Origin of the sequence: Pseudomonas lijiangensis (assembly GCF_018968705.1) — a bacterium.
In the GTDB taxonomy this organism is placed as follows: Bacteria; Pseudomonadota; Gammaproteobacteria; order Pseudomonadales; family Pseudomonadaceae; genus Aquipseudomonas; species Aquipseudomonas lijiangensis.
Window position 1 is genome coordinate 4,882,594 of the sequence record NZ_CP076668.1, and the last position, 18,775, is coordinate 4,901,368.

Annotated in this window: 19 protein-coding genes and 1 pseudogene; 6 read left to right on the plus strand and 14 right to left on the minus strand. The window is 55.9% G+C overall.

All coding sequences use genetic code 11. The annotated features are described in order from the left end of the window. Window positions 1–23: 23 nt before the first annotated feature. From KQP88_RS20465 to KQP88_RS20495, 7 genes are all read right to left on the minus strand, one after another. Window positions 24–728, minus strand: coding sequence for an HAD-IB family hydrolase (locus KQP88_RS20465; protein ID WP_095067733.1), 705 nt, complete (start codon window positions 726–728; stop codon window positions 24–26). Next, a complete protein-coding gene (locus KQP88_RS20470) occupies window positions 729–1,679 on the minus strand; it encodes an HpcH/HpaI aldolase/citrate lyase family protein (protein WP_198723625.1) in 951 nt (316 codons plus the stop codon). It lies immediately after the preceding gene. Further along, a complete protein-coding gene (locus KQP88_RS20475) occupies window positions 1,679–2,773 on the minus strand; it encodes a cysteine protease StiP family protein (protein WP_216704036.1) in 1,095 nt (364 codons plus the stop codon). The genes KQP88_RS20470 and KQP88_RS20475 overlap by 1 nt, the downstream gene beginning before the upstream one ends. Next, window positions 2,766–3,524 carry an HAD family hydrolase gene (locus tag KQP88_RS20480; protein WP_200994655.1) on the minus strand — a complete coding sequence of 253 codons (759 nt, stop codon included), beginning with the start codon at window positions 3,522–3,524 and terminating at the stop codon, window positions 2,766–2,768. The genes KQP88_RS20475 and KQP88_RS20480 overlap by 8 nt, the downstream gene beginning before the upstream one ends. Further along, window positions 3,517–4,650, minus strand: a complete 1,134-nt coding sequence (locus KQP88_RS20485) for a phosphoribosyltransferase domain-containing protein (RefSeq protein ID WP_198723622.1) — start codon at window positions 4,648–4,650, stop codon at window positions 3,517–3,519. Before KQP88_RS20485 ends, KQP88_RS20480 begins: the two co-directional genes overlap by 8 nt. A 67-nt stretch (window positions 4,651–4,717) precedes the next feature. Continuing rightward, window positions 4,718–5,848, minus strand: a complete 1,131-nt coding sequence (locus KQP88_RS20490; protein WP_216704037.1) for a trypsin-like peptidase domain-containing protein — start codon at window positions 5,846–5,848, stop codon at window positions 4,718–4,720. Between the two features lie 52 nt (window positions 5,849–5,900). Continuing rightward, complete coding sequence (locus KQP88_RS20495; protein ID WP_216704038.1) at window positions 5,901–6,899, minus strand: ATP-grasp domain-containing protein; 999 nt, start codon at window positions 6,897–6,899, stop codon at window positions 5,901–5,903. A 122-nt stretch (window positions 6,900–7,021) separates the two neighbouring features. Between KQP88_RS20495 and KQP88_RS20500 the strand changes: the two genes are divergently transcribed. After that, window positions 7,022–7,570 (plus strand): DUF1523 family protein, encoded by a 549-nt coding sequence (locus KQP88_RS20500; RefSeq protein WP_216704039.1) that lies wholly within the window; start codon window positions 7,022–7,024, stop codon window positions 7,568–7,570. Between the two features lie 124 nt (window positions 7,571–7,694). On the opposite strand, the gene KQP88_RS20505 is transcribed toward KQP88_RS20500, so the two are convergent. Both KQP88_RS20505 and KQP88_RS20510 read right to left on the minus strand, forming a co-directional pair. After that, a complete protein-coding gene (locus KQP88_RS20505; protein WP_407681843.1) occupies window positions 7,695–9,101 on the minus strand; it encodes an O-antigen ligase family protein in 1,407 nt (468 codons plus the stop codon). Between the two features lie 59 nt (window positions 9,102–9,160). Next, the gene (locus tag KQP88_RS20510) at window positions 9,161–9,550 is read right to left on the minus strand and encodes a pilin (protein ID WP_216704041.1); all 390 of its coding nucleotides are present in this window, start codon (window positions 9,548–9,550) and stop codon (window positions 9,161–9,163) included. A 226-nt stretch (window positions 9,551–9,776) separates the two neighbouring features. On the opposite strand from KQP88_RS20510, the gene pilB reads away from it, so the two are divergent. From pilB to yacG, 5 genes are read left to right on the plus strand one after another with little or no spacing between them, the layout of a single operon-like run. Continuing rightward, window positions 9,777–11,474 (plus strand): type IV-A pilus assembly ATPase PilB, encoded by a 1,698-nt coding sequence (gene pilB / locus KQP88_RS20515; RefSeq protein WP_216704042.1) that lies wholly within the window; start codon window positions 9,777–9,779, stop codon window positions 11,472–11,474. Window positions 11,475–11,476: 2 nt separating this feature from the next. Further along, the gene (locus tag KQP88_RS20520) at window positions 11,477–12,694 is read left to right on the plus strand and encodes a type II secretion system F family protein (protein WP_216704043.1); all 1,218 of its coding nucleotides are present in this window, start codon (window positions 11,477–11,479) and stop codon (window positions 12,692–12,694) included. Window position 12,695: 1 nt separating this feature from the next. Then, the gene (locus tag KQP88_RS20525; protein ID WP_216704044.1) at window positions 12,696–13,568 is read left to right on the plus strand and encodes a prepilin peptidase; all 873 of its coding nucleotides are present in this window, start codon (window positions 12,696–12,698) and stop codon (window positions 13,566–13,568) included. Further along, window positions 13,565–14,188 carry a dephospho-CoA kinase gene (coaE, locus tag KQP88_RS20530; RefSeq protein WP_216704045.1) on the plus strand — a complete coding sequence of 208 codons (624 nt, stop codon included), beginning with the start codon at window positions 13,565–13,567 and terminating at the stop codon, window positions 14,186–14,188. Before KQP88_RS20525 ends, coaE begins: the two co-directional genes overlap by 4 nt. Next, complete coding sequence (gene yacG, locus KQP88_RS20535) at window positions 14,185–14,394, plus strand: DNA gyrase inhibitor YacG (RefSeq protein ID WP_025261834.1); 210 nt, start codon at window positions 14,185–14,187, stop codon at window positions 14,392–14,394. Before coaE ends, yacG begins: the two co-directional genes overlap by 4 nt. On the opposite strand, the gene KQP88_RS20540 is transcribed toward yacG, so the two are convergent. From KQP88_RS20540 to KQP88_RS20555, 5 genes and pseudogenes are all read right to left on the minus strand, one after another. Beyond that, the gene (locus KQP88_RS20540; RefSeq protein ID WP_216704046.1) at window positions 14,388–14,855 is read right to left on the minus strand and encodes a hypothetical protein; all 468 of its coding nucleotides are present in this window, start codon (window positions 14,853–14,855) and stop codon (window positions 14,388–14,390) included. The two genes, yacG and KQP88_RS20540, sit on opposite strands and share 7 nt — an antisense overlap. A 187-nt stretch (window positions 14,856–15,042) precedes the next feature. After that, complete coding sequence (locus tag KQP88_RS25650) at window positions 15,043–15,903, minus strand: methyl-accepting chemotaxis protein (protein WP_407681844.1); 861 nt, start codon at window positions 15,901–15,903, stop codon at window positions 15,043–15,045. Beyond that, window positions 15,901–16,926: pseudogene (locus KQP88_RS25655) on the minus strand (cache domain-containing protein); the annotation flags it as partial. The gene KQP88_RS25650 and the pseudogene KQP88_RS25655, both read right to left, overlap by 3 nt. A 624-nt stretch (window positions 16,927–17,550) precedes the next feature. Beyond that, a complete protein-coding gene (locus tag KQP88_RS20550; RefSeq protein WP_216704048.1) occupies window positions 17,551–18,180 on the minus strand; it encodes a hypothetical protein in 630 nt (209 codons plus the stop codon). Between the two features lie 384 nt (window positions 18,181–18,564). Then, window positions 18,565–18,744, minus strand: coding sequence for a hypothetical protein (locus KQP88_RS20555; protein WP_200994665.1), 180 nt, complete (start codon window positions 18,742–18,744; stop codon window positions 18,565–18,567). Window positions 18,745–18,775 lie beyond the last annotated feature (31 nt).

Here is an 18,775-nt window from a genome sequence, read left to right on the forward strand (position 1 = left end):
ATTCGGATAAAAGTGTTACAGCCTTACCGCGATGAGCCATCATTGCCATCCCGATTATGTAACTTGGCGTTAACGGGACCTTTATAACGGCCCCGACGCCACGCCGGATGGAACAGACGCCAGTGCGCATCCTGTGCTGCCGCGAGCAGTTCGTGGTCACCCCGCGTGTCGCCCCAGGCCCGTACGCGAAATTGTGAAAGCGGCCCGTAAACCCCTTCCAGGCGCATCACCTTGGAGTCGCAGCGACAGTTGCTGCCTTCGATAAGACCGGTAAGTTTGCCGTCGATCACTTCAAGATTGGTGCCGATAAGCTCGACTTTCAGGCGATCTGCGAAAGGTTGCAGGACCATAGCAGGCGATGCTGAACATAGCGTGACAATGGCACCCTTTTCGATTTCAGCCGCCACGGACTCCAGCGCCGCCGGACGCATCAGGCGCGCCCAGTACAGCTGGCAGAAGGCTTCGGCCTTCTGTTGCAGCCAGTCCACCTCAACGCCGGTCAGAAAGGCCTTGATCAGACGGCCCTTGAGCTCATCGCGGGTCACGCGCTTGGCAAGGTAACCGAGGCTCGGCAGCACCAGCCGGGCCATACGAACGGAAAAAGCACGCTGCCCAAAAGCGAATTTGAGAAATGGGACAAAGCTGTCATGGCGGGTCAATGTCCCGTCAAAATCGAACACCGCCAGCAGGCGCTGCTCCACTTCCACTTCAAGATCAGGCTCTATCATTTAACTAACTGCCTCAGCGAGTCGAATGCTGGCATCCACGATCGAAGCAGGGGTCGGCAGGACTCCGTGCCATTTGGCGCGCTCCATGATGTGGGTTGCCCATTTGTAATGAGTGGCCGGTTCACACATCGCATCGTTGTACTTGAACACCGCCGGAGCGACAGAGTTCAAAATCATCCGGGCGCAATTCAGGTCTTCCAGGCTCACACGAAACGCATTCTGAATGATATTGACCTGCGAGGGGTGGATTGCTGTCTTGCCCACCATACCGTTGGAGATATCCAACGCCAGTTCCTGCTCCATGATGTCGGGAGTCGCCAGTTGCTCGAAGACCGGCGCGGTCAGGGCAAAACCCTGGGAGCCCATCACACCGGACAGCATCGGAATCACATAGCCCATGGGCGTGCCATACAGCGTCATGGCCGGATTGCGGCGCAGCCCCAGACAGCCCATCAGATCGTTACCACCAATGCGCAAGGCAATGATCCGCTCGCCCAGATTCACCTTGAGTGCCTGCCCCAGTTCGACCATGGCCGTCGGGTTGAACACCTCGGGCGTCTCCAGTGTAGGCATCAGGGCCAGCTCTGGATTGGTAACAGCATCCTCCCAGCTTGCAAGGCTTTGCAGCGAAAGCTTGGGGACAACGAACCCGTCGACGTGGGCCATCAGCGGCCAGTCATTGAGAATTTTCGCCATTGCGGCATCGCGAGGTCGAACAAACAGCAGCGGGCCATTGGCTGGCCGTCCGCCACGGTCCTGGATACGTGTCAGCACATTGCGCAGGTTGACCAGCGCCGTCTCGACATCGATCAGCGCCACGGCGTCTTCCAGGCACACGACCAGCGAACGCAGTTCGGGAATCTTTTCTCCGAATACCACATCGAGAATGTCGTCGCGGGTGGCAGGCATATACAGCGTTGCCCCCAAAGCATAAGGCGAAGGTATGGCCATTAGCTGAGACTCCGAATAATGGTTACCGCCCGATAGGGCCCCAAGGCATTTGCGGCTTCCTCGACAGGAATGCCCGCTTTTTCGGTCAGGTGCATGAGCAATTGCACATCGCTGTCAGAGGTATTACGCACCAGCACATGATCAGGCACCCGGCGCATGACGGCGCGGGTCGCTTCGGCAATCCCCGGCTTCACCCGGTTGAGATTGTTGATCCCGAACCGCTCGGCCAGAGTGTCGATCACTTGCCGGGCTGTACGTTTGAGCTCGATGCGCTGCTGTGGCGTCCAGGGCTGGGCCGCAACAACGCCCTGCAGATTGCGGCGCTGACTTTCGATTCGCTCGATGAACGAGCGAGTCACGTCGTGCTCTTGCAGGTGATCGTAAACGACACACCCGTGCAGCCCGCCATCAGCAGGCCATATGGAGCGCGACACCAGGCCTGACACTGTGGCCCCCAGAATGCCGGACGGGATGACCCAATCCTCGGGGGACGCCGCCAGCCACGCACTGCCGCACGGGTCGGCCAGTACCACCAGCCGAGGCTCTTCAGGGAACCGCGCATCACCCGCCAGACTGCGCTTGATCTCCCCGGAAATCGCGCCCTTGCCGGTCCATCCATCCACAAAAACAATGTTCTGCGCGCCATGGGCCCGAATGATGGCCTCAAGCGCTACCGAGTCGATGCCACGGTCACGAATGATGCTAATGCCATAGTGATGCGTTTCGCGGCCCAGCTCGATCAGAGCCCGACGCAGCAGGACGCCCAACGGCAACCCGGCCCGCACGAACGACACCAGAACGATCTCGCGCCCCTGGCACGCCTGATCGAGGGCCAGCGCCAACGCCTGCACGTCGGTCGCCATACGCAGACCGTTCTGCACCAGCGCACGCTCGAACAACGCGCCATGAGCCTCGCCCGGAGCTGACTCCAGGCTGATCATTTCCGAATAATGCTTTTGTTTCGTCTGGATCAGCCGCTCTTTTTCCTCGACATCGGTGGTGTCCATCTCGACGCCGCGCAGCAGAAAATGCACGTCATCCGCGAGATAGCTACCGCTGCCCACCGTGTCGAGCCCGTGAACGGGATTACTCATGCGCTGCACCGGCAAACACCTTGGCCAACTGACTGCGCGCAGGCGTTGCCCACCAGTGGCACTCGTCCATGAAACCCAGGTCGGTGATGCTGTCACCAAAGCCCAGCACCGGGCGCTCGCCATTGACGGCCCGGTCACGACGCAGCCACTCCTGCACGGCATAGCGCTTGGCCAGACCGTTGGGCAGGAACGCCAGGTTATTACCGTTGCCATGCACATGCATGTCGTCGAGCAGGCCACGTGCCTGCACTTCGGCCAGCACGCGAGTCAGGATGCTGTCATCGCTTTCGTTGTGCTTGGTGACCACATAATGGAAAAGTTTCGCCTCCTCCACTACCCAGCCCCGCAACGAAACGCCCATTTCCTGACCAATGGCCAGGGTGGCAGCGCTCAGTTCATGCAGACGCCCCTGATAAGTGGCCAGGGTCTGTTTCATCTGCGCATTCCAGTCGCTGTCCAGGCGACCGGCAGCATCGAGCATCACGCCACCATGGGAGCAGATTGCGCCCGAGCTGAACGGCAACTTCACCCGGCTGTAAGCCTCGACGCTACGCGCCGTGACCGGCACCACATCGGAATTGGCCAGCAGCCAGTTCACGAAGGATTTCTGCACGTTGGTCATGTAGCCATTGGCATTGCCGGTGAGGTCAACGGTGGCCACGTGCTTCTCGATGCCGGGAGCGGTCTTGCGAGCGGTCTGGAACAGGGTGTCGTCCAGATCCACGAATATCAGCGGGCGTTCGTTACTCATCGCAGATGACCTCGGCATTCAGCGCTTCGACCAGCTCGGCGGGCACGGCCTGCTGAGGGGTTTCGGTGCAGATCAGTACGCGATCGAACTGACCGGGCCGTACGTTGTAAAGAAAATTGGGAATCCCCAGGCCGTAGTTGTCGGAGAACGACAAGGCATGATCGATGGCATGCCCCAGGGCAATCGGGGAACGGCTGGTGGAGCTGAAATGCACGTCGGCACCGGCCTTTTCCAGACGCTCGGCCAGCAGGAACGGGCGCCAGACGAATTCGCTGGTGCCCACCACCAGGACACGCTCGCCCTTGGCGACCTGAATGTCGGGTGCCAGTGTGTCGAGTACCGAGCGAACACCGAGACGTCCCCAGTCATTGGCGGTGACCAAAGGCCAGTCGCCCATGGCCACGGTGCCGACTTCCGGCATGTCCGGCAGCGGCGCAGCCAGATCCTCGGCAAAGGAATAGGAACCCTGCAGCAAGGAAACCTGCTCGGCCACATCGCCCATGGTGGTGCTGACCGCGCCGGCCGACCAGTCGGTCAGGACACAGGTCACGACACGCTCGACCTTGCTCAGCCCGGCCTCGACCAGCGCCCGATAGAGGTTGATGAATGTCTTGCCGGTGGAGGCTTCGTCGTCCACCAGCACCAGCGAACGGGCGCCCAGCATCATCTCGCGCAGCGCAGGATCGGTCGGCAAGTGAATCAGGTGGGCACTGGCGTGGCTGTGTTCTTCCTCGAAACGGGCAAACAGCTCGGTGCCGGTCGGGTGACGGGTGCTGACCAGATACAGCGAATCCGGTCGCGACTCGCTGTAGGCCCGGTGTACACCAGCACCCAGCCCCACTGCCGTCTCGGCCATGCCGATGACCAGCACCGGGCCTGGCAGATCGGCCGGAATCTTGTGGGCAAGGTCCTGGAAACTCTTGAGCATGACACCGGGACGCACCGGGATATGTCGCCCGAGCACGCGGGAAACGAAGAGAAACGCCCGCTTGGGATTGCGTCGCTCGGCAAAGCCGAACAGGGAGTCCGGCGCGATGGTGGACGAGTCGACCATCACGTCGAGACGACCACGGAGCAGATCAGCGCGAAGCCTTGTAGGGGTTGAAAGAGCTGAACTGCTGTCCATCGATAGATTCCTGGTTAACGGGGTCAATGCCCCTTGCGCCTGCCCGTTTCCCGAAGGAAAACAGGGGTCATGTACGCGAGGCCTCGACAAGCCAGAGCGCCGACTGGGCAGAGCGTGTAATTTCGGTCGTGGTGTACGTTCTTTCCGGACGGGCATGGGAGGCCGTCACGCGGCAGGCTTCCAGAAAAGACAGAAGCAATGCCGACTTCACCGCGAAATTCATGTTCTGTGCATCCGGCACACTTGAGGTCACCATCCCGATAACCGCGCCACCGTTGTCGAACAGTGGACTGCCACTGGAGCCCGGCTGAATGGGCGCCGTGAACTGAAACAGGCTGGCATCGCTGTGCAAGCCGAACAGGCCGCCCTGGGTCACTTGCAGGCTGCCACCGGAAATAGACGCCAGTGGATAACCCAGCGCCACCACCGTATCGCCAGGCTCCGCGCCCGTGCCTTCACGGAACGTGACCGGCTTGAGCGGCGAAGCGCCTTGTACCCGCAACAAGGCGATGTCGTTGCGTCGGTCGATCACCACCGGCTCGACCTTGAAGCGCCCTTCCAGGGAGCTGATATACAGCACGCTCATGTCTTCGATGACATGGGCACAGGTCATCACGTGGGAAGGCCCGACCACAAACGCGGTACCGGTAGCCGACTGGTGCTGGTGACCGCCCGGAGAGTTGATGGAACTGCGCCGAGGATGATGATCATCGACGTCCAGCCCGATCTTGCGCCCAAACGCTGCCAGCCCGTAGGCAGAGCCTTCATGCAGCGCCCGAAACTTCCATTGATCGTTGCGCTGGTAAAACTCGCCGATGATGATCGACGCCTCACCGTTGTCCCGCAGATCCGCCTGGACTTCGATTTCCTTGTCGATCACCAGCCGCAGACTGGAAATCTCGCGGATCGGGCCAGTGGCGGCATAGACGTAAGCCATCACCAGCACACGATCACTGCCAGCGGGCAGTCGATCCAGCCTGAGGGAACAACCGACCCGTTCCGGCCCGTCGCTCCACTCCATCCATTCCTGCTCACGATGCAGCAAGGCAGGATTGCCTTTGGGCTGACGTTTTTCGTCAACCGGCAACAACGCTACCGCCACATATTCACCGAATACCGAGGCCTTGCCGCTTTCCAGCAGCCATGTGCAATGTGCATTCGCAATAGCTGTATTGGCGCCCGGTGCCAGCACTTTCATGCCCAATCCTCCCTGATAAGAGCAAGGCAATAGCAAAAAACTATTATCCCGATCAAACCGTAGCCAGTACAGCCACGGTAATGGCCTTGACCCGGATATTATCCAGCCAATGTGTTTCCGGTTCTTTCAGCCCAAGCCGCCGGGTCGCGAAAATACCTGGCAGGTTGATGCCCGCTTCCCGTGTGTAACCGATACCACCCGAATAGCGCGGGTTGATTTCCAGCAGGTGTGGCTTGCCGTCAGCATCGTCACGGGTCTGCACGTTGATCAGGCCGTCACAGCCAAAATGCTCGGCGGCCTGCACGGCCAACTGGACAGCTTCGCTGTCACGCTCGAACGTCTGATTCATCCCCTGCTTGCGCCGACCGACGAAGGCCACCGCCTTACCGTGCTCACACACCATGTCTACTGAACATTCGCTGCCCGGCATATACGGCATGAGCAACATGGGCGGCCTGTCATCCGACTGGCGATAAGCATTCAGGTAAGCCTCGAAGCTTGTTTCCCGGGCGTCAGGGTTGGCGAAGCAGCGGAAGTCATCGACGCCTGCCTTGAAGCGCCAGAATCCATGCCCGAAGATTCCCACCGTCGGCTTGATGCAGACCTCCCCCGTGCGGGACAGGGTTTCGTAGGCGGCCTGCAACTCTTCGGTATTGCTTGCGCTGATCCCCGGTATGCACGCCAGACCCGCCTGTTCGGCAGCGGCAGTGAAAAGGCTTTTGTCGTCTACATTGATAAAAGTCTGCATGCTGGTGCCGCCGGTGACCAGGTCAAAACCCTCTGCCACGAAACGCTCACGATGCGCCTCATAAAAACTGCCGACACGCCCGGCGATAATGACTTTGACACCCAGCTCCCGGGCCGTCTCGAGGACCCAGTCAATGCGCTCTGCATTGTTGCGCGGCTCCTGCAAGGCAACGTCGGCCTGACCGGTGATTTCCGAGCGATCCTGACGATGGGACGCGATAATCCGCACCGACGCCGGCAACGCCTCACGCGCGCCCATGATGACTTCGCGCTGGCTGGACTGGCCTTCAAGGAACCAAATCATGTGACTCTCCAGAAAACAAAGCAGCGTTCTAAGCAGCTTTGACGAATTTTGTAATAACTGTTTTGCTTCAAAATGTTCGGATTAAGGCAAAGTCACGCCATTTTTCACTAGGGGACAATGACATGAAGTGGCTCAAGCGGTCGGTTTGGCTTTTGGTTTTCGTTGCATTCGGGCTCGGCGCACTGAGCCTTTACTATGTCTTGCCGCGCCATGATGTCGTGATGGTCACGGGCGTGGAAGTAAAAAGAATGGACGCAGACGGCGTGATCAACGCCGACAACGTGGCCGACGGCCCGACCCGCGATGTCTACTTCATCAACACCGAAGACCCGGACACCAAGAAAGTCGTGGTCTACCGCAACGAAGACACCGGCTGGAGCTTCCCGTGGTACTTCAAGTTCGACTCGGCAGACATCCAGGCCAAGGCCCAGGGCTACTCACGTGACTCGCAACAACTGGCACTGATCCGCTACTACGGCTGGCGCATCCAGATCCTGTCGATGTTCCCCAACATCACCCAGGTCGAACTCACCAACAGCCGCGAGCAACCCTTCCCGATCTTCAACGCCATCTTCTTCGGCGTGCTGATTCTGCTGGTGCTGGTCGTGGTGATTGCGGTCAAGCGCCGGTTTCGCAAGCAGCCGCGGGTGGATGGGGTTGTTAGGGGGTAGGATTAATGCCGATCAGTTAAAGCACAAACAAAACTTGTGGGAGGCAGCTTGCTGGCGAAAAGGCCTTGAAGTGCGCGGCCAAGGCCACTCCCACAAGTGACAGGTATGCATTAATTGATTGGCATTAGGGGGTAGCGATGGTGCCCTGCAGCCAGAAACGCGGCAGAGAAGGCCCTCCAAAACTCTGCCCGGGATGCTGAAGATTCTCCAGGTCGGGAAAGTCGCGAATGATCGTATAGAAAATCAGGCCCGCCGCCAGAACAAGACAAGCTATCCATAAGCGATCAAGAATCAGGCTGCTCGAAACAGGTGTGGTCCGCCATTCATGCAGGGCCAATAACCAGCCAACAATGATTGCCAACCATAACTGCGAATACGGCATGACAATGACGCCATCGACCATGGACTGTGTCAGCGCGCCAACCAGACTTGCGGACAGGCAAAGACGCAGCAAATCGACAGGCTCCCGAGAGTGGGCCCGCTTGATTGACAAGAGCCCTGTCGCCACAAGCCCATACAGCGCCAGTCCGGCCACGCACAATGTGGAAGGTATTCCCCACTCGCTTGCCCACTGCAGAATCGCCTGATGAGGATGCGCGCCATACGGGTTCCAGATATCGGCAAAATGCATCGGCCCAAACCCCAGCAGCGGACGCTCCTTGATCATGGCCCATGCCTGCTGCCACAACAGTTCGCGGGCAGACAGCGAAGTATTCAGCCGCTCACCGGCAAAGTTGACGACGTCAATGCCCATCCAGGCCGGTAAAAGACTGAAAAGAAGAAGAAACAGCAATACGCCCACTGAGGCGGCTGCCAGTTGCCAGCCCGCCCAGTAGCGTCCGGCGCGTCCGAGACAGGAAGCAAAGACCACAGCAATGCCCATCCCCAGCCATGTTCCTCGCGTCCCACCGGTCACAGCGATCATCCACCAGAGACTCAGCAGGATAAAGATCGAAACCTTGATAGAACGCCGCGCCGAAGCCAGCAGCAGTGGCAAGGCGAGTAACGGCAACGTAAACGTCTGAAACTGGCCATAGAAACGCTTGTTGGAAAAACCTTCCAGCAACAGATCGGTATCCAGGGCAGGAGGAAAACTCAGGTAGGCTGCGGCAGTTGCAGAGAGAAACTGAAGTATTTTGACAGCGCAGATGAAGACAACAAAGCCAATGAAGAACCGGTCAAGCTGAGCGCCGTGAATTTGTCGCTGTTGGGCAAATGCGCTGGCGATGGCACAACACAGCAACAAGACCGATAACTCGATCAATGCCCAAAGAGGCTGATGGGCTGTCAGGCTGGAAATGATTCCGCCCAGCAATACACATGAAAAAACAGCTTTGATGCCCGGTTGAAACACACTGACATTCAGGCCCTTGATCGAATATAGACAGAGGGTCAATACGGATAAGGTGCCAATAACAAACTGTGCCAGTCTCTGGAAGTTGTGGCCGGAAAACTCAAAGGTGCCAGCGCAGATAAAAAGCGTGATGCAACAGAAGAAGAAAAAAATATGGTTTTTTGCTGTAGATAACACTTGGAGACTCCAGACCTCCGACATCAAAAAAGGCGCCGAAGCGCCTTTCTTTCAAGCTATTACGAGCCGGTGCACCCGCTAGGAGCGGCGTTTGCTGGTGTGACAGTACATGTCCAAGAAACAACGCCACCTACAGTTGTAGTTGACGGAAATCCTGCTTGAAGGCGAACTGTAACCGTAGGGTTTGAGCGAGTAGCCGTCAACAAACCTCCGGCGCTACATCCGCTAATCGCACTTGCACCAGTACCGCAAACATCAGCAGCTGCAATTCCATTAGACCAGTTCTCCGCAACCGCCAATTTAGCGGAGTCAAGGCTTGCGAGCGCAGCGGAGGCCTGCGCTCGCAAGGTATAATTTTGATAAGACGGAATGGCTACAGCAGCCAGAATACCGATGATCGCAACCACGATCATCAGCTCGATCAACGTAAAACCTTTTTGTGTTTGCATGGATACATCTCCAAGGCGTCAATGAGGTGGTGCCTTGCAGGAATAAAAGCACAGGCCATGCCAAATCCAGATACCGCGCAATTGATTGATCAAAATCAACCATAAGCGCTCTTCGTGCCCACCGAAATCATCAGAAACTGACAATTTTCGTCACATCCCATACTGCCATTTGGCAGCAAAGCCCGACTGCGCTATAAACCTCACACTGTCTGTGTCTGGTGGTTTTATGTCTGATGTCGTCCTCACCGGTCTGGCCAAGCAATTGGTCGAAGCCGAGCTTCTTACTGAAAAAACTGCGCAGCAGGCTTACCAACAGGCACGGCGCGACAAGATTTCGCTGGTCAGCTATCTGGTACAGAACAAACTGGTCAAAAGTCTGGTGCTGGCAGAGCTGGCATCCGATCAGTTCGGGGTGCCCTTTCTCGACCTCAACTGCTTGGACAAGGAAAGCCAGCCCAAGGGACTGGTCAGTGAAAAGCTCGTACGCCAGCATCACGCCCTGCCTTTATGGCGTCGCGGCAACAAGCTGTTCGTGGGTGTATCGGACCCCACCAACCATCAGGCCGTCACCGATATCCAGTTCAGCACCGGCCTCAATACCGAAGCGATTCTAGTTGAGGACGACAAACTCACCGATGCCATCGAAAAACTGTTCGACACAGGCATGGGCCTGGGAGAAATGGCCGATGTCGATCTGGGTCTGGATATCGAACAGGCGGATAACGCCAAAGAAACCTCGATTTCCGGACAAGACGATGCCGACGATGCGCCCGTAGTACGCTTCGTCAACAAGATGCTGATGGATGCCATTCGTATGGGCTCCTCGGACTTGCACTTCGAACCTTATGAAAAGGTCTTTCGCGTGCGCTTTCGTACCGATGGCATCTTGCATGAAGCCGCCAAACCTCCTATCCATCTCGCAAGCCGGATTGCCGCACGCCTGAAAGTCATGGCCAGCCTGGATATCTCGGAGCGGCGCAAACCTCAGGATGGCCGGGTCAAGCTGCGGGTATCCAAAAGCAAAGCCATCGATTTTCGTATGAACACCCTGCCAACGCTATGGGGTGAAAAGATCGTGATGCGGATTCTGGACCCCACCAGCGCCCAGATGGGTATTGATGCGCTGGGGTATGAGCCGGATCAGAAAGCACTTTATCTGGAAGCACTCAAACAGCCACAAGGCATGATTCTGGTCACCGGCCCCACGGGCTCGGGTAAAACCGTTTCGCTCTACACCGGCCTGAATATTCTCAACACTGTGGATATCAATATTTCTACCGCCGAAGACCCGGTGGAAATCAACCTGGAAGGTATCAACCAGGTCAACGTCAACCCACGTCAGGGCATGGACTTCTCCCAGGCACTGCGGGCCTTTCTGCGCCAGGACCCGGATGTAATCATGGTGGGTGAGATCCGCGACCTGGAAACTGCCGAAATCGCGATCAAGGCCTCCCAGACCGGACATATGGTGCTTTCCACCCTGCACACCAATAGCGCGGCAGAAACCCTGACACGCTTGCATCATATGGGTGTCGCAGCCTTTAACATTGCCACGGCCATCAACCTGATCATTGCCCAGCGTCTGGCTCGCAAACTCTGCCCTCACTGCAAAAAAGAAATCGAGGTGCCGCGGGAGACCCTGCTCAAGGAGGGTTTCCCGGAATCGGAAATTGGCAAGTTCAAGATCTATGGCCCTGTCGGTTGCGACCACTGTAATGGCGGCTACAGAGGTCGGGTCGGTATTTACGAAGTGGTCAAGAAAACCCCGGAGCTGGAACGCATCATCATGGAAGAAGGCAACGCATTGGATATTTCAAAACAGATGCGCAAGGACGGCTTCAATGACTTGCGCACCTCGGGCTTGCATAAAGCCATGCAGGGCATCACCAGCCTTGAAGAAGTCAACCGGGTGACCAAGGATTAAACATGGCTAGCAAAGCAGTCAAAGTCACTGTTTACACGTGGGAAGGCCTGGACAAGAAAGGCTCGAAGATGACGGGCGAGCTAAGCGGCCATAACCCGGCCCTCATCAAGGCACAGTTGCGCAAGCAAGGCATCAACCCAACCAAAGTGCGTAAAAAGTCCGTCTCCCTATTCGGCAACGGCAAGAAGATCAAGCCGCTGGATATCGCCTTTTTCTCAAGACAAATGGCAACGATGATGAAAGCGGGGGTTCCGCTGCTGCAGGCGTTCGACATCATCAGCGAAGGCGCTGAAAACCCGAATATGCGGACGCTGGTGGACTTCCTGAAGCAGGAAGTATCGGCGGGTAACAGCCTGGCAACGGCCTTGCGGCAAAAACCCGAATACTTCGATGACCTGTACTGCAATCTGGTGGATGCCGGCGAGCAGGCGGGTGCGCTTGAGAGTCTGCTGGATCGGGTTGCCACTTATAAGGAGAAGACCGAGGCACTCAAGTCCAAGATCAAGAAGGCCATGACCTATCCCATTGCTGTCATGGTTGTAGCGGTGATTGTTTCGGGTATTTTGCTGATCAAGGTCGTGCCGCAATTTCAGACGGTATTTGCAAGCTTCGGAGCAGACCTTCCAGCCTTTACCTTGATGGTCATCGGGCTATCAGAGATTGTGCAGAATTGGTGGCTGGCCATCGTCGGTCTTTTTATTGTCGGCTTTTTCATGTTCAAAAGAGCCTACAAGCAATCTCAGAACTTTCGTGACCGTATCGACCGACTCCTGTTGAAAGCCCCACTCATTGGGCCGTTGATTTTCAAATCGTCGGTGGCCCGCTACTCTCGAACCCTTGCAACAACCTTTGCAGCAGGCGTTCCGCTGGTGGAAGCACTCGACTCGGTAGCCGGCGCAACCGGGAATGTGGTGTTCAAAAATGCGGTCAACAAGATCAAGCAAGACGTTTCAACCGGCATGCAACTGAACTTCTCCATGCGTTCAGTAAATGTATTCCCGAGCCTGGCCATTCAAATGACAGCGATCGGTGAGGAGTCCGGTGCTCTGGATTCCATGCTTGACAAGGTTGCGACTTACTACGAAGACGAAGTCGACAATATGGTCGATAGCCTGACCAGCCTGATGGAGCCGATGATCATGGCGGTACTCGGCGTTATCGTGGGAGGCCTAGTGCTGGCCATGTACTTGCCCATCTTCAAACTCGGAAACGTCGTCTGATATGCCCCTTCTCGATTTCCTGGCCAGCTCCACGCTGGCCTTCGTCATTTTCACCTCTGTTCTAGGCCTGTTGGTTGGAAGCTTCCTCAACGTGGTGGTTTATCGCCTGCCCAAAATGATGGATCGCGACTGGAAGATTCAGGCTCGGGAAATACTGGGACTGCCCGCCGAGCCCAAGCCGGATACTTTCAACCTGATCCTTCCGCATTCCAGTTGCCCGCAATGCAACCACCGGATTCGCGCCTGGGAAAACATTCCAGTCATCAGTTATCTGGCCCTCGGCGGTAAATGCTCGAACTGCAAGACCGCGATCAGCAAACGCTACCCGCTGGTCGAACTGACCTGCGGGATAGTGTCAGGCTACATTGCCTGGCATTTCGGTTTTGGCTGGCAGGCTGCGGCGATGCTGGTGCTGAGCTGGGGCTTGTTGGCCATGAGCCTGATCGATGCCGATCACCAGCTACTGCCGGACTCCCTGGTCCTTCCCCTGTTATGGCTGGGGCTTATCGTCAATGCCTTTGGCCTGTTCACATCCCTCAACGATGCCATCTGGGGAGCCGTGGCCGGCTATCTGGCGTTATGGTCGCTGTTCTGGCTGTTCAAGTTGCTGACCGGCAAGGAAGGCATGGGTTACGGTGACTTCAAGCTGCTCGGCATGCTCGGTGCCTGGGGTGGCTGGCAGATCCTGCCGTTGACGATCCTTTTATCGTCGCTGGTGGGCGCTGTGCTGGGCGTGATCCTGATGCGCATTCGCCAGGTCGAGGCGGGAACGCCGATTCCCTTCGGTCCTTATCTGGCCATCGCGGGGTGGATCGCTTTGCTCTGGGGTGGTCAAATAACCGACTCCTATTTGCAGTTTGCCGGTTTCAAATGACCAACCCTGCTTTCAAACCCTGGACTCTTGGCCTGACCGGCGGCATCGGTAGCGGTAAAAGTGCGGCAGCACAGTGCTTTATCGACCTGGGCATCCATACCGTGGACGCCGACCATGTCGCCCGCTGGGTGGTCGAGCCCGGGCGCCCGGCACTGGCGCAGATTGCCGAACACTTCGGCAGCGATGTGCTTCAAGCCAGCGGCGAACTGGATCGTGGCGCTCTGCGCGCACGGATTTTCCAGCACCCTGAAGAACGACGCTGGCTGGAAGCCCTGCTGCACCCGCTGATCAATCAGGAAATCGTCAGCTATCTGGCCCAGGCGCAATCGCCTTACGCGATTCTGGTTTCGCCGCTGCTGATCGAGTCCGGGCAATACAAGATGGTGCAGCGGGTTCTGGTGATCGATGCTCCCGAAAACCTGCAAATAGAACGCACCATGCAGCGCGACGGCTCCAGCCAGGAGCAGGTCCAGGCCATTCTCAAGGCTCAGGCACAACGTGAAGAGCGACTGCGTCACGCCGACAATGTGCTGACCAACGATCGCGACCCGGCGTGGCTGAAAAGCGAAGTCGAGCGCCTGCATCACTTTTTTCTTACTTTGCGTGGAGGCCAATCGTGAGCCAACCAACAATCGTCCAATGCCCGACCTGTGGCGCCCCGGTGGAGTGGAGCGCCGCCAGCCCTGCCCGGCCGTTCTGCTCCGACCGCTGCAAGCTGATCGACCTGGGCGCCTGGGCGTCCGAAGAACATGCGATTCCGGTCAGCCCGGATGCCGAGGACGAACTGTTCTCCGGTGATCTTGAGCGTCCGCTACGCGATCACTGACCCTGCCGTTCAAGCGCGGCCAGTAACTGCTCGGCACTGCTGAACTGTTGCTGGCTCACCAGTTGCCCGTCGCGCAACTGCAACCACAGCACCTTGTCTTCATCCCCCGCATACTGCGGCACGATGCGCGCATCCCGGTCGAGGATCACGCGATAGGAGTAATCGCGCATCTTGGGGATCGCGAACAGACTGGCAATCACGCTGGGCATCTTCTGGATATCGGCCACAAACACCGTTTGCCGCGACTCCAGAAAACCCTTGGGCTTGTCCTTGAGCGCGACATTGACCAGCTTGGCCGCGTCCATGCTGCGAGCGACCAGAAGCGTCTGAGTCTGGTTGTTCAGGGTGTAGGGCTGATCGTACTGGTCCAGCAGTGTCCAGGGGGTGAGTCGATCACCGACCTGCAAAGCCTGGGCGGTCAGCGGCAGTAAAGCCAGAAGCAGAATGGGCAAGAGTTTCAATATGTGAGTCCTTGAACATGAATGACAGTGGGCATGAATGCTTTCACAGACATGCCCACCCAAGTCAACCATCAAGCGTTTTGTGGGAGGGGCCTTGGCCGCGACGACCTGCTGAAAGCAACTCATTTTCGGCGCCTTCAACTTGCTGTCGCGGCCAAGGCCCCTCCCACGGATCCCGGCTTAAAACTCAGACATTGAAGCGTCTCAGCAAACGATCCTGCTGATCCACCTGCTCCACCATCAAAGCACACTGACGCACCTGAACTTCGGCACTGGCCGCAACTTCATGACTGATATCGCGGATATTGGTGGTGTTGAGGTTGATCTCTTCAGTGGTCGCGCTCTGCTGTTCAGCCGCCGTCGCAATCTGCATGTTCATGTCATTGATACGGATGATTGCCCGACGGATATCCGTCAGCATCTCATTGGCCGCACCCGCCTCTTCAGCCGTCTTGCTGGCACTGTCGCGGTTCAGTTGCATACGCGACTCGGCTTGCTTAACGCCGGTCTGCAACTGATCGATCATCTGACGAATTTCCTGAGTCGATTTCTGGGTACGCGAGGCCAGGGAACGAACCTCATCAGCCACCACCGCAAAACCACGCCCGGACTCACCCGCCCGCGCCGCTTCGATGGCAGCGTTCAAGGCCAACAGGTTGGTCTGCTCGGCAATGCTGTTGATCACCGACAGAATCGATTCGATATTCTGGCTGAGCCTGGCCAGCTCGGTAATCGCCTGACTGGCTTCATCCATCTCCACGGCCAGCGTCTTGATCGCCTCGGTCGAACGCGACACCACACGCACACCGCTGTCGACCTCTTCATTGGCCGAGAGCGCCGCCTGAGCTGCAGCCTGGGCGTTGCGCGCCACCTCTTCGGCCGTGGAAGCCATCTCCTGCATAGCCGTGGCCAGTTGATCAAGCTCCTGCAATTGTCGCTGCAGACGGCCATCGGCCTGATTGGCTTCGCCGGAAGTGCGGTTGGTGCTTTCATGAACCTGCTTCGAGCTGCCCATGACCTGAACGATCAGGGTCTGCAGGCTTTCCATGAAGCGATTGAACTCACGGGACAACAGGGCAATTTCATCGGTGCCGGAATCGGGCAAACGTCGGGTCAGATCGCCTTCACCGCTGTTGATTTCCCGCAAGGAGGTATGGAGCAGATCAAGGGGTTTGAGCAGCCGCTTCATCAGCGCACCCAGCACCAGCAAGCTGATAAGCACACCCAGCAGCGTGGCAATAGCCGCTCGCCAGCTCAGGCTATTGGCCTCAGCCATGACGATGCTGTTGTCCAGTACGACGCCGATGTACCAGTTCATGCCCTTGAGGTTGGACAACGGAGTAAAAGACACCAGCAGGTCCTTGCCAGAGGCACTGACCGGCTGCAGCTTGTTCTCCAGGGCCGGGTTCTTGCCCTCGAACAGCTCGCTGTAGTTCTTGCCGTTCAAAGCACTGTTCGGGTGAGAAATGATGTTGCCGCTGCTGCTCATCAGAAAAGCGTAACCAGCACCGTTGAAGTCCATGGTGTTGATCGTATCGGAAACGCTTTTCAAACGGACATCACCGCCGATCACACCGAGAAACGCGCCGGCACCTCGCAAGGGTGTAACGGCAGAAATCAGCGTTTCTCCGGTTGTGGAGTCGACATAGGGTTCGGTGAGCACAGCCTGGCTGGCTGCCTTGCCAACTGCATACCAAGGGCGTGTACGCCCATCCCAGTCAGGTTTCGGCTTCCAGGACTCCAGGTTCTTGATGGGCTTGCCATCGCTCTGCAAGGCGCCAAAAACCAGAATGAATTCATCCTTGAGCAGAGGGCTGCCAATCAGGTGCTGAAGGTTCTGGGTGCTGTAGTTGCTGTCGATATTCTGGCTCAACAGATCCATGAGCTTGAGCTTGGAGTTCAGCCAGTTCTCGATCTGTCTGGCGAGTGTATTGCTCGACTCGGCAATGCTTGCCGATACCTGACTGTGAAGAGTGTCACGAACCTTTGCGACCTGCGTCACCGACAACAAACTGGTGGTACAGAACAGTACGAAAGCTGCAGCAAGGCCAGCCTTATGGACAATCTTCATCAAGTCGCTCCATGCGTTTAGAAAGAAGATTCATCGTAAACAGGATGGTAGCCATATGCAATCAAGCGTTTGATTGATATAGAGCTTTTGTACTATGTCTGTTTTGAATATGAGTTTTCGTGAATACCGAAAAGCATGCTTGTAAACGACAAAGAATGCCAAACCACGACAGAATTCAACGATTGGAAGAGATTTCCAGAGTAATAATCTCTTTTGTAACCACCCGGAAATGTCCCGGAATTCCCCCTCCTACAAAGGAGAAATAGTACCCAGCAGACCAATGCCGATGGTGAGGATCAAAAAACCAATCAGGAAGAATGCAAGCTTAGCCATCTCAGGCCTCCTACAGGAACAGATGTGCGATACAGAACGTGGCAGACGCCTCGGGGAGTGCTGCGGTGTGGAGATTGTGAGGTGGGGATGGGTTGCGGTACAGATTCAGGTGGCGGAGAAAAATGCGGATCAGATGGAGGAGGCATGACTAATGCCCAATGATAATACCAACAGTACTTTCAAGCTTTGCGAGCTAGCTAACTAATAATTAAAAATTAGAAAAAACAGCATCAACCAAAACAGAGTACGTTGCCAAATCAGACATTTTCACAGCCTTCCTCTTTAATACAATCAATTACGAGGAGGTATTACTTGCAGAATATAGTCTGAACTCCCCCCTTCAAAATCACAGTACCCAAGAGGGGAAGGATCACGACTATCTTTGGTTAGATAACGATATAAAAAGCCACCACGCAGATAATAAACCCTATAAGTACCGACCACCTCATCATCAGAGCTTCTAAAAATCTTATATTCAGCCCCATCGACTTGTGAGTCACGAAACTCGTTGTACTCGACCACATATTCACTTTTCATCTCACTACTATATGTATGCCTCAGCTCCCCCCCTACAAGCTCATAGCGCTTATATCTACCCTCAACAAGGTCAGATGAATCGACCTCTACAAATTTATACCCTGCTTTCAGATATTCGTGAGCGGTACGCTCTGGCATGATATTTCGACGATCATAGAACCCATCAACTTGATTTCTTTGATAAACAATAAGACCTGAAAGCCTGCATAATTTTTGCCACTCATTGTCTGCATACCATTCAGGCAAAATAATAATCGCGGTGACAGCGACAAAAAAGCATATCGAAAATGCACGCCAAGGCCTGCACCTGTACAAAAAAGCACAAAAAACAAAAGAAAAAACAAGTATTAAAAAAGCCAGAATAACAAAAAAAAACCTAATCAAAATTCATTCCCCTATTTCACTGAGCTTACATTTTCCCTTTGGCGTCTCATTGGCACCAAAGCCATAAGCCATCCAAGACAGGGAAAATAAATTCCATGCATTTAGCCACACCTTCAGCAGAGTAAACGTATGGTGTATTACGAATTTCTTTTCTCAGCATAAGAATCAGCAGGATAAGAAAAAAACCCTAGGATAGAAGGAGTAATAGCACACCATTGACCGCCCGATTAACCACAAGAAAAGCTGTTGACACTACTTAGACCAATGCAAAAAAATTAAACATACCCAAGGTCTCCAAAAACAGTAAACCTTGCCTGACCTACTCCATTTACAACAGCAAGCCCCAGCCTTTCCTGAGTGCGGTTCAACGCCATGACAATTTCCTCACAAGTAAACAACAAGAATCAAAGGAACGAATAACAACACCGTACCCACCCCAGCAACGAGATAGACAAACCAACCGCCATCCCCTTTATACCGCCCGCCAGTCACTACATAAAGAATTGCAAATCCAATTTTACAAAGGATTTTATGCACTAAAATCTCTAACAAAAAATCCAACACACGCTCACCTCATTCAAAACCAGCAAAACAA

Excerpts from the sequence above, each read along its gene's own strand:
- KQP88_RS20475 (WP_216704036.1), bottom strand. The coding sequence starts at position 2,773 with ATGAGTAATCCCGTTCACGGGCTCGACACGGTGGGCAGCGGTAGCTAT.
- pilB (WP_216704042.1), top strand. The coding sequence starts at position 9,777 with ATGTCTGATGTCGTCCTCACCGGTCTGGCCAAGCAATTGGTCGAAGCC.
- KQP88_RS20490 (WP_216704037.1), bottom strand. The coding sequence starts at position 5,848 with ATGAAAGTGCTGGCACCGGGCGCCAATACAGCTATTGCGAATGCACAT.
- KQP88_RS25650 (WP_407681844.1), bottom strand. The coding sequence starts at position 15,903 with ATGGAAAGCCTGCAGACCCTGATCGTTCAGGTCATGGGCAGCTCGAAG.
- KQP88_RS20485 (WP_198723622.1), bottom strand. The coding sequence starts at position 4,650 with ATGGACAGCAGTTCAGCTCTTTCAACCCCTACAAGGCTTCGCGCTGAT.
- KQP88_RS20510 (WP_216704041.1), bottom strand. The coding sequence starts at position 9,550 with ATGCAAACACAAAAAGGTTTTACGTTGATCGAGCTGATGATCGTGGTT.
- KQP88_RS20480 (WP_200994655.1), bottom strand. The coding sequence starts at position 3,524 with ATGAGTAACGAACGCCCGCTGATATTCGTGGATCTGGACGACACCCTG.
- KQP88_RS20465 (WP_095067733.1), bottom strand. The coding sequence starts at position 728 with ATGATAGAGCCTGATCTTGAAGTGGAAGTGGAGCAGCGCCTGCTGGCG.
- coaE (WP_216704045.1), top strand. The coding sequence starts at position 13,565 with ATGACCAACCCTGCTTTCAAACCCTGGACTCTTGGCCTGACCGGCGGC.
- KQP88_RS20520 (WP_216704043.1), top strand. The coding sequence starts at position 11,477 with ATGGCTAGCAAAGCAGTCAAAGTCACTGTTTACACGTGGGAAGGCCTG.
- KQP88_RS20525 (WP_216704044.1), top strand. The coding sequence starts at position 12,696 with ATGCCCCTTCTCGATTTCCTGGCCAGCTCCACGCTGGCCTTCGTCATT.
- KQP88_RS20495 (WP_216704038.1), bottom strand. The coding sequence starts at position 6,899 with ATGATTTGGTTCCTTGAAGGCCAGTCCAGCCAGCGCGAAGTCATCATG.
- KQP88_RS20470 (WP_198723625.1), bottom strand. The coding sequence starts at position 1,679 with ATGGCCATACCTTCGCCTTATGCTTTGGGGGCAACGCTGTATATGCCT.
- KQP88_RS20500 (WP_216704039.1), top strand. The coding sequence starts at position 7,022 with ATGAAGTGGCTCAAGCGGTCGGTTTGGCTTTTGGTTTTCGTTGCATTC.